Origin of the sequence: Calothrix sp. CCY 0018 (genome assembly GCF_963920925.1) — a bacterium.
Taxonomy (GTDB): Bacteria; Cyanobacteriota; Cyanobacteriia; order Cyanobacteriales; family Nostocaceae; genus Rivularia.
This window is the reverse complement of record NZ_CAWUDI010000003.1, coordinates 18,662-33,934: the sequence shown is the minus strand read 5'-3', so window position 1 is coordinate 33,934 and position 15,273 is coordinate 18,662. Positions and strand designations below refer to the sequence as shown.

Genomic DNA, 15,273 nt, shown 5'->3' with positions numbered 1-15,273 from the left:
AAATACTTTTAAAATCTTTGTCTATTAATTGCGAACAAAATGTATAAACAAGTAATCAAACTCCAGAAAATATATATCCTAAGCATTGCTATTAACTTGACTTTTACCAGTATAGAATACTCAGTAAAAGCGATACCAGCGACTTGCGGCTTTCAACCAATTTTAAAAGCCACTGGAGTAAAAGTCTACTATAAAAATCACCAAAGTAGCAAAAAAGAATATATAACTGTAATTCAGACTACACAAGCGAAAATAGACAACTTAACTGGTACTATATTTAAGATTCCTGCAAGTAGAGTCAGTAAAAAACCACTTTCTCAATTTTGGCAAGATGCCGTAAGTAATAATACATCAACTCAAAAAGCAAGAGTTGTCATTAACGGGACATTTTTTTCTACAAAACAAGAACCCACAGGAATTGCTTTTGGTTTAAAAGCCCGTGGTAACATGATTACCTACGGATACGGCATCGCCAATGAATATCCGGGAGAAATTCGCACGTTTTCGTTCAATCCTCAAGCTGGTTTTGCCAGCATCCAACCTTATACTACAGAATCATTTCGACGTTTTCCGGAAGTAATTGGCGCACTTGGCGCAAAAGCCAATAAAGCAGCAACAAAATACTTACCGAGAACCTTTGTAGGAGTGCGAGACGATAACGGCGATAATTTAAACGAAACAGTGATTTTTTATTCGAGTAATTATGCGCGTCAGGTAGATGCGAGAAATGCATTAATGTGCTTCGGTGCAAATGCGAGTGCAATGTTAGATGGTGGTGGAAGTACCGGAATTATTGTAGATGGGAAACCGTTGATAGATACCCCACGTAAGATTCCTCATGCGATCGGGGTTTATGAAAAAATGTAGAGACTCAAGGGTTTCGCGTCTCTACAAGGTTTTCGGTTATATACAACATCTTGCGCTAATGAAATTATTAATTAAGTCCACAAATCCGCCAGGGAATCAATTCCCTGTCTAACAGCGAAAGTCCTCTTAAGAGGACTGTAATTGTCTGTAATAATCTATATTTATAAGCAATGCCGAATTTTTAATCTTTATTATCGTCATCTAACCTATTGTTGGCATCTTTAGTAAATTTAAGAGTTAGTGAAACTATTCCGTTAATAACTCTTAGCGTTGTTTCAACCTTTTCAGATGGTACATTTCCCGAATATATTAATAGAATGCTGGCGAAACTAGCGATAACGCTTAACTTAAGTAAGTTTAATGTTAAGTTGAATGTTGCACGTGCTTGTCGAAGACGCTCTTGATAGATACTGTTAGATTCTTGAGTTTGTTTTACGATTTGATTTTGATTTTTCATCTCTCTTACCCGTGAAATTAACCTTACCATTTGATTAAAATCGGGCAGTGGTTGAGATATCGGTTGAGCAGTAGTTGAGTTGTGGACAACTTTTAGGTGATATTTGGGTGAATTATTCGCGCTGGTATCAAAAATAGGTAAAATCTAAACAGTTTTTAGTTTTAATTAATGGCGCGATCGCAAAAAGTAGCCCCTGAGTATCTGCAAAAAGTAAATTCCGCATTGCAGCGTAACAGCTATCCCAGTCAGCAGTCTTTGGCTAGCGATGTTGGCTTATCCTTATCTACAGTCAAAAATTTTCTCAAGGGTAAATCAATTGATTATTTGAATTTCGTCGAAATTTGCGAAAAACTAGGTTTAGATTGGCAAGAGATATCAGAAAAAGAGACATTAGCAACGGATAGCAACCCACCCATCAAGGAAACCTCACCCTTCATTACAGGTTCCCCTATCAAACATCCGAGCAGATTTTTTGGACGACAAAAAGAACTCAAACGCTTATTTCAGATACTCAAACGCCATCCTTTACAAAATGCCGCAATTATCGGGAAACGACGCATCGGTAAAACATCTCTGCTGCATTACCTGAAAAATATCACCGCTACACCCAAAGAAGAATTACGAGAGGGACAAAAATCCGATTGGCTACCACATCCAGAAATTTATAAGTGGATATTTGTAGACTTTCAAGATTCACGCATGGCTAGTAGGGAAAATTTTTTAACTCACATTTTAGAAAATTTGAATTTACAAATACCTACACCATGCGATTTAGATAACTTTATGAATGCAGTCAGCGACAACTTACAAAATCCTACCGTTATATTGCTTGATGAAATAGGTGTAGGTTTGCAACGCTGTGAAGAATTAGATGATGAATTTTGGGAAAGTTTGCGCTCTTTAGCAACTAATCATACCGGGGGAAATCTCGCGTTTATTTTAGCTACTCACGAATCACCAACTGAATTAGCAAGAAGTACGGGGCATAGTTCGCCGTTTTTTAATATTTTTGGTTATACAGCATATCTCGGAAATTTTACGGAAACAGAAGCGCGGGAATTGATAGCGAGTTCACCGATAGCTTTTCCTGAAAAAGATGTGGAATGGATTTTGCAGGAAAGTCATTGCGTACCGCTTCTATTGCAAATTTTGTGTCGCGAAAGATTGTTTAGTTTAGAAGAAGGAGATGATGGGGAGGAATGGAAAGAACAGGGGTTGTTGCAGATGAAGCCGTTTATTCATTTATTGAAATAGTTTTCCGACTTTTGGAAAAGTCAAGATTTTAAGCTTAACGGTAAATTAAAAGAAGAATTAGCAAAGAGTCACATATGAAAGCTCATCGCGTAGAAGTAACTTTAACTGAAAACGGTGCTTCAAATCCAAAAGACTTACCTTTTCGGGCTGGAGAATCTGTGGAAATAATCATTTTGGAAAATCAATCTTCCCAAAAACAAGCAAATCCGCACACCTTAAAAGGCACAGTCATTCGATACGAACAGCCATTTGAACCTGCTGTACCTCCAGAAGATTGGGAAGCGCTGTAATGAACTAGTATTCGACCACATTGAAATTGCCGGGTGAAGGCATACAAGGGGAGCGGAGGAAGCAGAGGGAGAAAGAACTTTTGGTATAAAACACTTAGCTATTTTGTTTTTACTAGTAAAATTAGGTATACCATTACATTGCAAGAAGCAATATCTTTAATTTGAATTTTTACATACTTGACTTATGGCGTGTCATTAGATGTGATGGTTTAGCTTATGGATCGGTATTCTTCGTGGGAGTAAACGTGGGGAAAAAAAGCAGGTATTATAAGCAAGCTATCTTCGGGGCCGCATTTTTAATATCCACCTTAGTGGGGGGAGTTTACTTAACGTACCAGGGAATAAGGGGAGTCATTAATCTGTGGTCAAAATTGGAATTTGATTTCAGGTATTCAAAATATATAAATCCTTTAAAAAATTGCCGAAGCGTTATTAATATTGCTAAAATTTCTTTAGACTCTAAACTTTCATCAGAAAGTAATATTAACAACATTTTAAATATTTTCAAGTGCATCAGTGAAGATACAAGAGCAGCACTGAATCAAACTAGCAATTACAATCAAAGGCTAGTACTTATAAATATTTGTGAAAAACTGGAACCACAAATTAAAGGACTTCGCTGTAACGATAATAAATATGCTCCTCGTTTCTATCCTATTGCTACAAAGTGGCGCGATATTATCAGCAATTATATAGAAGAACTCGCCGAAGAAACCGAACTCCGCCAAGAAATCGACTCCCCGTATATCATCGGCGTACCCCTAACACTTCAACAGCAAATATTCACTGGACGCGATGACATCGGAACCCGCATCGAACAACTACTTTTAGATCGTCGTCGTCCACCTTTATTACTCTACGGACAGCGACGTATGGGTAAAACTTCGCTCTTCAACAACCTGGGAAGGCTATTACCTAATTCGATTATTCCCATGTTTGTAGACTTACAAGGCGCACCTTCATCAGCAACAGATTCTACAGGTTTTCTCTTCAACCTTGCTAAGCAGATGATAATTTCAGCCAAACGTCAAAGTGCTTTAAATCTACCACCCCTGAACCGCGAAATTTTAGAAAATGACCCTTTTACTAACTTTTATGAATGGTTAGATAAGGTAGAAGAAACCTTAGAACAAAACACCGCTTTACTAATGCTAGATGAGTTTGAAGTGTTAGATAGCGCTATTAGTAAAGGACGTTTTGATGAAGAAGATATTTTAGGAATGCTGCGTCATTTAATACAGCATCGTCCCAAATTCAAGGTGTTAATAGCAGGTTCCCATACCATCGAAGAATATCAGCGTTGGGCTAATTATCTAATTAATGTACAGGTTGTTGGCATCAGTTATTTACTTGAACACGAAGCCCGTAAATTAATAGAAAATCCTATCGAAGATTTTACCCTACGTTACAAACCGGATGCCGTAGAACGAATATTAGAACTGACGCGCTGTCATCCTTATTTAGTACAGTTAATGTGTCAAGAACTGGTTGCACTGAAAAACGAACAAGATCCTTCTGTGCGGCGATTGGCGACTTTAAATGATGTAGAAGCAGCAATTCCAGAAGCTTTAAGTAGAGGTAGTTTCTTTTTCGCCGATATTCAAAATAATCAAGTTGATGCAACGGGTTTAGAAATTCTTAGTTTTATCGCAGCTAAGGGAGAAGAAGCAGTAGTTACTAAACAAAATTTAGCGCTAGAGTTTGAGAATATAGATTACTTTAGCTCTATAACATTGTTATTGCAACGAGAGTTGATTGAGGAAGTAGAAGATGGTTATTGTTTTCAAGTTGAATTAATTCGGCTGTGGTTTGAAAAGAACAATTAAATTTATGCTTGGGTTTCAAATAACTTGGTTCTCAGATAGCATAATTTACTAAGATTAAAATAAATAACTTACTAATTTACTGTTATACAATTTCTATAAAAAGATATGCTTTATTTAACCCACGGAGGTGGGTTTTGCTTGTGTAGCCGCGAATTACATTCGCCAGGTGATTCAAAATGCCTTACAGCAGTTACAAAAACATCGGTACTGTAGCTAAAGAATTTCAGATTCAATATATCCGAGATAACTTTATTACAGAAACCGAATTTACAATTAGCGAGATTTTTCGTCAAGAATTAGAATTAGTTTTCAATGAAGGAGTTGTGGATAATTCCGAAAGCGCAATTTGCGAAAATATTATTTATCCTATTTTAAAAGAAGTCTGGAAAGTTTATCGCAGTAATTTTCTACTTTGGAGTCACCAAGCACTAAATTATGACGATAAATTGTGTGGAGTTCCCGATTATGTTTTAGCAAGGCGTTCTCCTTTAGGTTCTGTAGTATTTGACAAACCTTATTTCGTTTTAGTTGAAGCCAAGAAAGAGAGCGATTTTAGTGAAGGCTGGGGTCAATGTTTGGCTGAAATGATAGCCGTACAGCGGTTGAATCAAATGCCAGAACAAACTATATTTGGTATTGTTTCTAATGGATTAATATGGCAGTTTGGTAAATTAAATGTAGATGTTTTTACACAAAACAAAATTTTCTATACAATTCAAGAATTGGAAAAATTATTTGCTGCAATTAATTATGTTTTTCAACAGTGCGAATTGCAGTTAGAGAATGGGGAACAGGGAACGGGGAACGGGGAATAGAAAAAACTAATTTATTGTTATACAATTTCTATAAAAAAATACGAAGAATCTAACCCACGAAGGTGGGTTTTGCTTGTGTAGCAGCGGTTTCAACCGCCGGATAAAATATAATCACCAATTTATTCAAATGAAACTATTCCCAATCATCTGTACAACCGGATTTACACTCAGCGCGATCGCAATCTTATCTGCTTGTGGAAATCGTACCACGATGGAAGCCTGCAATATTATTGAAATCGAAGATGCTGAAGTTGAAGTTGATATCGGTGATGTTGATGTTGAGCGGGGGGAAGTTGAAATGGTTTGCGGGGATAAAATTCTCGATGTCACTTGGGGACAATTTCGCAGAAGACTTCGTATAGATCCCGGTAGATATAAGAATAATTTGACAGCTTTTAAACGTCAGGTAAGTTGTGTCAGAGATGAGCGATCGAGAAGAAAGGAAGTATTATGTCAAGTTCCTGGTTCTAATAATTTTGTGGCTTTGAATTTTAGTTATGATGATTAGTTGGAAAATTTTAATTAGTAATGTTAACCAAATATTAGATCCCCCCAACCCCCCTTAAAAAGGGGGGCTTTTTGATCCAAATTTTCCTGTTCCCTTTTTACCAAAACATGATACTATAAAAATATAATGGAAATAGGTGCGCCTATATATGGTCTATTTTCTAAACAATTAACCGCTAAAAATCAACCAAAACCAATATTTACCTTACCCAAAGCATTTGATTACCACCTTTCTGAAATTCGTAATCAACCTTCCTGATTTCAACTTGCAATCCACGAGCAGTTAACTGATTAATTACAGCTTCGAGATGGGGAGAAATTTCACCGCTGAATTGAGTTACTAGAGGAAAAACTCGCACCTCGGAAGCAACTCGTCGCATTTCCACAATTGAGTCAACGTGAAAATCTGCGGACAATATATTGGAATAAGTAAACAAAAGATGACTGCATAAAGCTAAATCGAATTTACCGTTGGTGAAGGGAAGATTTGGTAATTCCGATTTAACGTAGCGCTTTTGTGAAATACCTTGTGAAAGATCGGCGAGAAACTTTTTCATAGCAACCATTCTTACTTCCCCTAATTCATCGGGAGAAGTAATATCTTGCCAAACAAAATTTTCCGGAGTTTCTTTTACTGCTGCAATTATCTTCGAGTAAGTTTGTTGAATGCGGTTTTGAATTTCTTCAACGGTGAACTGATAAATAGGGTCGCAAGATGTGATATTACCACTAATATTACAACCAAGCTGCATCATCTCAGCATTAAAACTCGAAGGTCCCCCACCGCAATCAAGTATATTTAACTTAAGTTCGTCAGACGTTAAATCAAACATCTTGACGTACTCATCAAAACTGCGTCCCCAAGGAACCACATTTTCAAGCTTCATCATAATCAATTAACAGTTAGTAGTTAGCAGTGAGCAGCCAGAAAATCTTTAGCTGATAACTGTTCACTGTTCACTGCTAACTGACTTAATAAGTTGGCACCGAGGAATCGACTTCTTTACTCCAAGCTGTGATGCCACCTTTAACGTTGGTGCCTTCAATTCCCGCTTGTTTGAGAATTCCTAAAGCTTTCGCGGAACGTCCACCCATTTTACAATGAGCTATTAAACGATGCCCGTTGAGCATTTCTTTAACTTTATCAACCCCTGGGCCATTTTCGATTTCCGATAAAGGTATTAAAACGGAACCGGGAATTTTACCAATTTCGTATTCATGGGGATTGCGAACATCTAGCAGTACATAGTCTTTTGCACCGCTATCAATCAATTCTTTCAAATCCTTGACAGTCATCTCTGAAATATCCATTTGCTCTTGAGCCTCTTGTGCTTTTGCTTGAGGAATACCGCAGAACTGTTCGTAGTCTATCAGTTTTTCGATCACCGGACGCACGGGATTCGGACGTAATTTTAATTCCCGGAAACTCATCTCAAGGGCATTGTATAACATCAAACGTCCGCTGAGGGTGTTACCTTGACCTAGAATAATTTTTACCGTTTCCGTTGCTTGAATAGTGCCAATAATTCCGCACAAAACGCCCAAAACTCCACCCTCAGCACAGGAAGGAACCATTCCCGGCGGTGGTGGTTCTGGGTATAAATCGCGATAGTTGGGGCCACCTTCGTAGTTAAATACCGTGGCTTGTCCTTCAAAACGGAAAATTGAACCGTAAACGTTGGGTTTATCTAATAGTACGCAAGCATCGTTTACTAAATACCGGGTAGGAAAATTATCAGTACCATCCACCACTACATCATAAGGTTTAAGGATATCGAGAGCATTTTCGCTACTAATGCGAGTTTCGTACAAATCAACCTGACAATCGGGGTTTATTTCGTGAATGCGGTTTTTTGCAGATTCAATCTTGGGTTTACCCACCCAAGAAGTACCGTGAATCACCTGACGCTGCAAATTAGAATGATCGACAACATCGAAATCAACAATACCGATTCGTCCGATACCAGCCGCAGCCAAGTATAAAAGTAACGGCGAACCCAGTCCACCAGTACCAATACATAAAACAGCAGCAGCCTTCAAACGCTTTTGTCCCTCCAGCCCAACTTCAGGTAAAATCAGGTGGCGGGAATAGCGTTCGTAATCGTCCTTCGTCAGTTGGATTTCATCCAAGTTGGGATTAAGCATAACCAGGCGGGATTGGAGGAACAGAATTTTTATCCTACCGAATAATGGGATTATTTGTAATTCGTAATTCGTAATTCGTAATTAAATATTGGGAGTTAGGAGTTAGGAGTTAGGAGTTAGGTGGTAAGTCGGAGTAGCGAGTTTAGAGTAGTAAGTAGCAAGTAAAACCTGTTCAATCCCGAAGGAATTACTTTAAAATGTCCCCTTGTCTCCCCATCCCCTTGTCCCCTTTTCTACCCCATCACCAAAACTTCCTCTTGCTGAAATTGAGAATTATCATCAAGCATCCAACTATTCATATCCCCTGCTCTACCTTTTTGTACGGAAACGATGATATAGGAATACTCTTGCCAAGCACAATTACGGTCAAATTCTGAAGGAGTAGCTGGATAATCGGGATGGGAATGAAAAATACCAATTATACTCAAATTTTTGTCCCTGGAAGATTTTTGCAACTGCAACATTTCACGGGGTGCTATGGTATATCTGCGTTTTCTGCTACTCTCGATATCGCTATCTTGGAAATCACCTGCTGTTTCACGATTCCAAGCGTTTTGAGTCGGGATAATTTCAACCACAGTTTTGCGATCGCTGTCTAAATGACCTAATATCACTCCACAACATTCTTCCGGATAAGTGCTTTCGGCATGACTAAATATTATTTGTAAGTTTTGTTTGTTAAGTTGAATCATGTTAGTATATTTAAAGTTTTACTTGACAAATAACAATATTTGTTTTATTTTCCTTATTTTAAAAAAGCTTTTATAACTTAATAACCATTTAGGAATGTCTATCAAGATACAAGCATATTTTTATTTGCTGAAATGAAATTGTTTATTCTTTTTGAATAATAAATTTTACAATAACTAAACAATTTATTCAGCGGATATATTTTCTTGCTGCCGAATAAAAATATATCATGTATACTGACCAAAAATTAATATAAACTTGCAAATCTGAACGAATAGTCATTATTACCTACTTTAATAATTGTTTACTAAAATTAATTTATTTTTTAGGATGATATTTAGAAAACGTTTTTTATGAATAGTACCAAATTGAAATACTCCTAAAACAAAGCGGTAGAATCAGGTTTTTATCTGTTTTGTGAAGGGAAAAAATTATTAATATACAAGAACTATGTCTGATAATGCAATATATTTCACAAATTTATAAAAAAACTCTTTAGCGATTATCATTATCTATACAGTTAGAGCAAAAAATTCTATTTTCATTTAGATAAATAACTGTTTATCTATAACTAATTAATTCTTAAAAAAGATTATCCTAATATAAAATTTTGATGAAGAAGCAAAAATAAGTTGTAAAAGAATATAGCGAATGCTAATATTTCGTTAGAACAAAAGGTAGTAAATGATACTTAGTTGATTGTGATAATACATTGAGTTTGAGAAACTGAATTATTGCTTTTCTATTGGAAATCATAAAACTTTTATGCATTAGTGACTGCGATTAATTTAGAGAATATTTACAGGGTGTAAGGTTTACTAGTAATGAATTGCCAAGCAACGGAAAAAATTTTCCTGTTGAATTTGGCTCCACCAGCAATAAGTGAAAATTCTATTACTAAGCGATAGATTTTGGAGATTATTGAAGTAAATCTAAATTGATAATACGTCTCCAACAAAACACAATTCTCTTTTTTAAACAACTGAGTATTTGATTTTGAATGTAGTAAAGAATATTTTTTTGACTATAATATTCTTGTTCAAAAAGAAGTTAGCCTTGTGACATATTCAAATGTCATAGATATAGGCAAACTATTTTATAGATAGATAAGCATTGCGGTAAAAGTGTGTTCTCGTATACCTCTACATTGATGATTCATGTTTATCTGCATTATTTTTATGCAGCTATATAAGATATGAATTAAATTTCTTGCTCCAAATAAGTTAAGTAAAGTTGTATTTTCATTAATACAATTAATTTTGTGCAGCCAAAATCAAGATTTGAAATGATTAGAAATAAATTCAAACAAATTTTTTTAACGGTAACAAAGTACATAAGTTAAAAATATGAGGCATTCGAGTGAATCAATTTGATGAAGTCAAACTATTAGGAACTAGATTTCATAAGCTAAAAGTTTATCAACTGATTGATTACATTGTCAAATCGGCAAAACTGGAAAAAAAAACAACCGTAAGTAATGTTAATGTTAGGGGAATGAATTATGCTTGTAAACTGCCTTGGTATAGAGAATTCCTGAATAAATCGGATTTAGTTTTTTGTGATGGTTTCGGCGTGTTGTTGGGAGCGAAAATATGTGGTTGTCAAATTAATTCATCTCATCGGATGACTTGTCCGGACTATATTGAAAATTTGGCATTAGCTTGTGAAAGAGAAAATGTTTCTTTGTTTCTATTAGCTGGTAAACCAGGTATTGTAGATAAGGCTATTACGAAGCTAAAAAGAATTGCACCGAACCTAATAATTGAGGGACACCACGGTTATTTTGATAAGTCGGGTAAAGAGAATGAATTGGTTATTCAAAAAATCAATGAATTTAAGCCAGATGTTCTATACATTGGCTTTGGAATGCCCATGCAAGAAAATTGGATTCGTCAAAACATAGACACAATAGAAGCAAAAGTTTTTCTACCTTTAGGTGCCTGTCTCGATTTTTATACTGGTGCGGTGTATAGAGGTCCGGGTTGGATGACTGATAATGGTTTGGAGTGGTTGACAAGATTTTTTACAGAACCACAACGTTTGTGGGAACGTTATGTAGTTGGTAATCCATTGTTTTTTTCACGTGTATTTTTACAGTTGTTAAAAAAGCGATTTCAGAAACGTGTCCGAGCGACTTCACGATATTGATTTGATTTTTTATGTGTTCCAATATGACTGCAATCAAATAATTAGAAACGAGAGTTCAGTTCTGTTACTAGCAAAATAACTTGAGATAAAGGTAGAAACTATGGTAGATTACAGAACTTTACCAGTTGAAAACTATAAATTAGATTTGAGGTCTGCGAGAGGTGCTAGATTACAAAAAGGTTTAATCATAAGATTGTTGCGGGTAGCAACTCTAAAATCAAGAAATTAGCAATTTTACCTAACTTAGAGAAAAAGCAGCAAGAGTTACAGCAAAGATTATCGGTAGCGCAAACTGATTACGAAAATCTTATTACCAGACAGCAAGAGATTGAACTAGCAGAAAAGCAAACTATTGGTAATTTTAGAATCATTCAATCGGCGGGTATTCCGAAGAAAACAGTCGTTTCTAAAATGACTCTTTTGTTAGCAGGAGGAGGTGTATTTGTTGGCTTGTTATTCGGTATAGCTGCTGCATTTATAGTAGACTTAATTGATAGGTCTTTGAAAACCGTTAAGGAAGTTGAGACATTTTTCGGCTATACCTTAATTGGACTAATCCCTAAGTTTGAAAGTAATAGTAAATCTTCTGATTCCAACTCAATTGTCGATAAGATTTCACCCAGAATAATTGTTGCTTCTTCTCCTCGGACGATGATTCATGAAGCTTATCAAATGCTTCAGGCAAATCTCAAGTTTATCAGCCATAAAGAAGTCCGAACAATTGTAGTTACAAGTTCTGTTGCAGGTGAAGGTAAATCTGAAGTTTCTGCTAATTTAGCCGCAATACTCGCTCAAAGCGGAAAACGAGTTTTACTGGTAGATGCAGATATGCGTCAACCAATGCAGCATCATTTATGGGGTTTAATCAATGGTGGTGGTTTAAGTAATATGATTGTCGGACAAGATGAATTTTCCCAATGCCATCATCAAGTCACCAAGTATTTATCTGTATTAAGTGCGGGAGTCCAACCTCCAAGCCCATCGGCTTTAATCGATTCGGGAAGGATGAATACTTTAATTCAAAATTTATTGCCAAGGTACCTTCTCGGTGTATGATTATTTACGCAGCCCATTGGAAACAATGATTACAGAAGAATCACTTATTGAAAGCGACCCTTTAGAACGCGATGAATACGCTCAAACCAAACTTCTTCAGGAAGAATTAGTCCGCGAGTTTGAACAAAATCATAACGCTCAAGTGACAATTGTTCGTCCCGGATTAGTCTACGGAAGAGATAACCTATGGAGTACCTTACTCGGTGGACAATTAACGAATAATCTATGGTTGCGAATTGGCGGTTATGCCACAATGCCATTAACATATGTCGAAAATTGTGCGGAAGCAATTGTTCTTGCTGCGGAAAGTTCCCAAGCAATTAATCAAACAATCAATATTGTTGATGACAACTTACCAAATCAAAGAACTTATGTGAAAAAATTAAAAGAATTTAAGTATCCCCTACCCAAGATGATTCCTATTAATTGGAAGTTAATGCGAGCAATAGCTTGGACATTTTGGAAATACAACAAAGTGGTACTAAAAGGACAAGCAAGATTACCCGGTATAGCAAATCCGATAATTCTAGATGCTAGATTTAAGCATTTTCGCTTCAATAACATCCGTGCCAGAAAGATTTTAAACTGGAAGCCAAAATATTCACTCGATACAGCAATAGAACGCAGTTGCAGTAACGAAGAACTATTGCAGGTAGAGCAGTCAACTAAAACCGTTGAAGAGTTGTTAATTATAGGGAGTGGGAATTAAGAATTAGAAGTTAGGAGTTGAGATTTAAGAGTTGAGAGTTAGGAATTATGGAATTTCAACTACTAACTACTAACTGTTCACTGATAACTGATAACTGATTATGCGTATTGCTTATTTAACTGGGGAATATCCGAGAGCGACTGACACTTTTATTCAGCGAGAAGTTGCCAATTTACGCTCGATGGGTGCTGATGTACATACATTCTCAATTCGTCGCACGAGTGATGAACATATTGTTGGAGAAGAACAAAAAATAGAGCGCGATCGCACTTTTTATATTCTTCCTCCGAATATCATCAATTTAGTTGTAGCGCATTTAAGTTTACTATTAGTTTCTCCTAAAAAATACTTAGAAACAATTAAACTTGCATTCACTACCAGCCAACCGGGATTAAAGGGTACTTTCTATCAATTTTTCTATTTTTTGGAAGCTGGTATTGTCGCTAAACAAGTAAAAGAAAGACAGATTGAGCAGCCTATTGCGAAAGCTGATTTATCCTTTTACATTAGCTCGTATGGGTCAAAAAGTATGTATTTCTCAAGGTGTTGAACTTCTTGGTGCTAGCGCAATGGAGATTGGCAATAATGTTAAAATTCTTCGAGATACTCGTTTAGAAATTAGAGATATCAACAGCTTTATATATCTTGGCAACAGAGTTTGTTTAGATCGCGGTGTCGATATCCGGACTGCGGGTTCCGATTGCTGGATTGAAATTGGCGAAAATTCTTACATTGGACCTTATGTATGTATGGCTGGGCCAGGTAACATTAATATTGGTAAAAACTGTCAAATTGCTTCACACTCTGGTGTTTCTGCTAACAATCATCGAGATTATGGATTAAGCCGTGAAGGAATTAAAATTGAGGATAACTGTTGGATAGGTAGCGGAGTCCGGATATTAGATGGAGTAACTATCGGTAGAGGAAGTGTAATTGGTGCTGGGGGCTGTTGTGACTAAAAATATTCCTCCTGATTCCATCGCAGTTGGAGTACCCGCAAAGGCGATCAAACGCAGTAAAAATGGTGCAGCTTGAGGTAGGGAACTGGGGAACAAGGGGAGAAGGAGAAGAATAAGAATAAGAATAACTAACTCCTAACTAGTAACTCTTAATTGTTAATTCTTGTAATCCAAAATCTAAAATCTAAAATCAAATGACTTCTTTAAAAACACGTGCCATTCGTGGCGCAATTTGGACTACTGTGGGTTTTGGAGGGAAATATATTCTCAGATTTGGGAATAATTTGGTTTTGACTCGACTGCTACAACCAGAGTTTTTTGGTTTAATGGCTTTAGTTACAACCTTTAGAATGGGTTTAGAATTATTTTCAGATATTGGTATTTCTCAAAATATAGTTAATAGTAAACGAGGTGACGACCCAGTTTTTTTGAATACTGCTTGGAGTTTACAAGCAATTCGTGGTGTAATTATTTGGCTGATTTGCGTAATATTTATTACTTATCCAGCATCATATTTCTATGACGACAAACGCTTATTAATATTAATTCCGATTTCTGTGCTGTCTTCGGTTTTTGAAGGCTTTAGTTCTACTAGCATTCATTCTCTTCACAAACGCATGGAATTAGGTAAGATTTCAATATACGAATTTGCATTGCAAGTAAGTTTTGTCGGTACCTTAATTGCATTGGTTTACTTTTATCCAACTATTTGGTCTTTAGCAATTGGAACTGCCATTGGAGGTATATACAAATTAGTCAGTAGCTTTTGGTTAATACCGGGTTATACTAACAAGTTCGCATGGGATAAAGAAGCAGTTAAAGAAATTTTGTCCTTCGGTAAATGGATGTTTGCTGCATCTGGATTAATGTTTGCAGCCGAACAAGCAGATCGTTTGGTTTTAGCTAAGTTATTATCATTCAAATTATTAGGTGTTTATACAATAGCTTATACTTTAGCAAGTATTCCCAAGGAAGTAATTCGACAACTAAGTTATAAAGTTATTTTTCCGACTATTTCTCAACAGCGAGATTTACCAAGAAGCATTTTAAGAGTTAAAATTCTTAAGCAACGACGGTTAATATTATTAGGATGTGCAATAATATTAGCTGCATTAGTAACTGTTGGCGATTTAATTATTAGTTTGCTGTACGACCAAAGATATATTGCAGCTACTTGGATGATGCCTATTTTATGCTGTGGAATGTGGTTTTCTTTGTTGTTTTATACAATTAGCCCTGCACTTTTAGCAATTGGAAAACCTCTATATTCAGCACAAAGTAATTTTGCTCGATTCATAATCATTATCTTAGCCGTACCTATAGCACATCAAAGCTTTGGCATAATAGGTGCTATTGGCGTTATTGCATTTAGCGATGTACCTTTATATATTGTTAATCTTTACGGACTTTGGCAGGAAAAATTATTTTGCTTTGCTCAAGATGTTCAAACTACTGTCTTTTTCATTATTATTCTGGCTTTATTATTATTTCTTCGGAATAGTTTAGGTTTCGGATTTCCAATAGAAAAATTGGTCTGATCAATTTTTAAA

14 protein-coding genes and 2 pseudogenes are annotated in these 15,273 nt (G+C 36.1%); 12 read left to right on the top strand and 4 right to left on the bottom strand.

Features of this window, described 5'->3' with window-relative positions; all coding sequences use genetic code 11:
• The first annotated feature begins 39 nt into the window (after positions 1-39).
• The gene (locus ACM03V_RS02785; protein ID WP_414619232.1) at positions 40-867 is read left to right on the top strand and encodes a phosphodiester glycosidase family protein; all 828 of its coding nucleotides are present in this window, start codon (positions 40-42) and stop codon (positions 865-867) included.
• Positions 868-1,048: 181 nt separating this feature from the next.
• Here the strand turns inward: ACM03V_RS02785 and ACM03V_RS02780 are convergent, their stop codons facing one another.
• Positions 1,049-1,354, bottom strand: a complete 306-nt coding sequence (locus ACM03V_RS02780; RefSeq protein WP_414619231.1) for a TRADD-N-associated membrane domain-containing protein — start codon at positions 1,352-1,354, stop codon at positions 1,049-1,051.
• A 138-nt stretch (positions 1,355-1,492) separates the two neighbouring features.
• On the opposite strand from ACM03V_RS02780, the gene ACM03V_RS02775 reads away from it, so the two are divergent.
• From ACM03V_RS02775 to ACM03V_RS02755, 5 genes are all read left to right on the top strand, one after another.
• A complete protein-coding gene (locus ACM03V_RS02775) occupies positions 1,493-2,578 on the top strand; it encodes an AAA family ATPase (protein WP_414619230.1) in 1,086 nt (361 codons plus the stop codon).
• Positions 2,579-2,652: 74 nt separating this feature from the next.
• Complete coding sequence (locus tag ACM03V_RS02770) at positions 2,653-2,868, top strand: hypothetical protein (protein WP_414619229.1); 216 nt, start codon at positions 2,653-2,655, stop codon at positions 2,866-2,868.
• Between the two features lie 371 nt (positions 2,869-3,239).
• Positions 3,240-4,694 carry a hypothetical protein gene (locus ACM03V_RS02765; RefSeq protein WP_414619228.1) on the top strand — a complete coding sequence of 485 codons (1,455 nt, stop codon included), beginning with the start codon at positions 3,240-3,242 and terminating at the stop codon, positions 4,692-4,694.
• Positions 4,695-4,870: 176 nt separating this feature from the next.
• On the top strand, positions 4,871-5,509 hold the full coding sequence (locus tag ACM03V_RS02760; protein WP_414619227.1) for a hypothetical protein: 639 nt from the start codon (positions 4,871-4,873) through the stop codon (positions 5,507-5,509).
• A gap of 127 nt (positions 5,510-5,636) precedes the next feature.
• Positions 5,637-6,017 carry a hypothetical protein gene (locus tag ACM03V_RS02755; protein ID WP_414619226.1) on the top strand — a complete coding sequence of 127 codons (381 nt, stop codon included), beginning with the start codon at positions 5,637-5,639 and terminating at the stop codon, positions 6,015-6,017.
• 199 nt (positions 6,018-6,216) lie between these two features.
• On the opposite strand, the gene ACM03V_RS02750 is transcribed toward ACM03V_RS02755, so the two are convergent.
• The 3 genes from ACM03V_RS02750 to ACM03V_RS02740 form a co-directional block, all read right to left on the bottom strand.
• Positions 6,217-6,906, bottom strand: a complete 690-nt coding sequence (locus tag ACM03V_RS02750) for an SAM-dependent methyltransferase (protein WP_414619225.1) — start codon at positions 6,904-6,906, stop codon at positions 6,217-6,219.
• Between the two features lie 82 nt (positions 6,907-6,988).
• A complete protein-coding gene (moeB, locus tag ACM03V_RS02745; protein WP_414619224.1) occupies positions 6,989-8,161 on the bottom strand; it encodes a molybdopterin-synthase adenylyltransferase MoeB in 1,173 nt (390 codons plus the stop codon).
• Positions 8,162-8,394: 233 nt separating this feature from the next.
• Positions 8,395-8,853, bottom strand: a complete 459-nt coding sequence (locus ACM03V_RS02740) for a Mov34/MPN/PAD-1 family protein (RefSeq protein ID WP_414619223.1) — start codon at positions 8,851-8,853, stop codon at positions 8,395-8,397.
• Between the two features lie 1,357 nt (positions 8,854-10,210).
• On the opposite strand from ACM03V_RS02740, the gene ACM03V_RS02735 reads away from it, so the two are divergent.
• The 6 genes and pseudogenes from ACM03V_RS02735 to ACM03V_RS02710 all read left to right on the top strand — a co-directional run bounded on the left by ACM03V_RS02735 (position 10,211) and on the right by ACM03V_RS02710 (position 15,261).
• Positions 10,211-10,999, top strand: coding sequence for a WecB/TagA/CpsF family glycosyltransferase (locus ACM03V_RS02735; protein WP_414619222.1), 789 nt, complete (start codon positions 10,211-10,213; stop codon positions 10,997-10,999).
• Between the two features lie 219 nt (positions 11,000-11,218).
• Positions 11,219-12,040, top strand: a pseudogene (locus ACM03V_RS02730) (GNVR domain-containing protein); the annotation flags it as partial.
• Positions 12,041-12,080: 40 nt separating this feature from the next.
• Complete coding sequence (locus tag ACM03V_RS02725; protein ID WP_414619221.1) at positions 12,081-12,764, top strand: NAD-dependent epimerase/dehydratase family protein; 684 nt, start codon at positions 12,081-12,083, stop codon at positions 12,762-12,764.
• A gap of 100 nt (positions 12,765-12,864) precedes the next feature.
• Positions 12,865-13,233, top strand: a pseudogene (locus ACM03V_RS02720) (colanic acid biosynthesis glycosyltransferase WcaL); the annotation flags it as partial.
• 46 nt (positions 13,234-13,279) lie between these two features.
• Complete coding sequence (locus ACM03V_RS02715; protein WP_414619220.1) at positions 13,280-13,723, top strand: acyltransferase; 444 nt, start codon at positions 13,280-13,282, stop codon at positions 13,721-13,723.
• Positions 13,724-13,917: 194 nt separating this feature from the next.
• Positions 13,918-15,261, top strand: coding sequence for an oligosaccharide flippase family protein (locus ACM03V_RS02710; protein ID WP_414619219.1), 1,344 nt, complete (start codon positions 13,918-13,920; stop codon positions 15,259-15,261).
• The last annotated feature ends 12 nt before the right edge of the window (positions 15,262-15,273 follow it).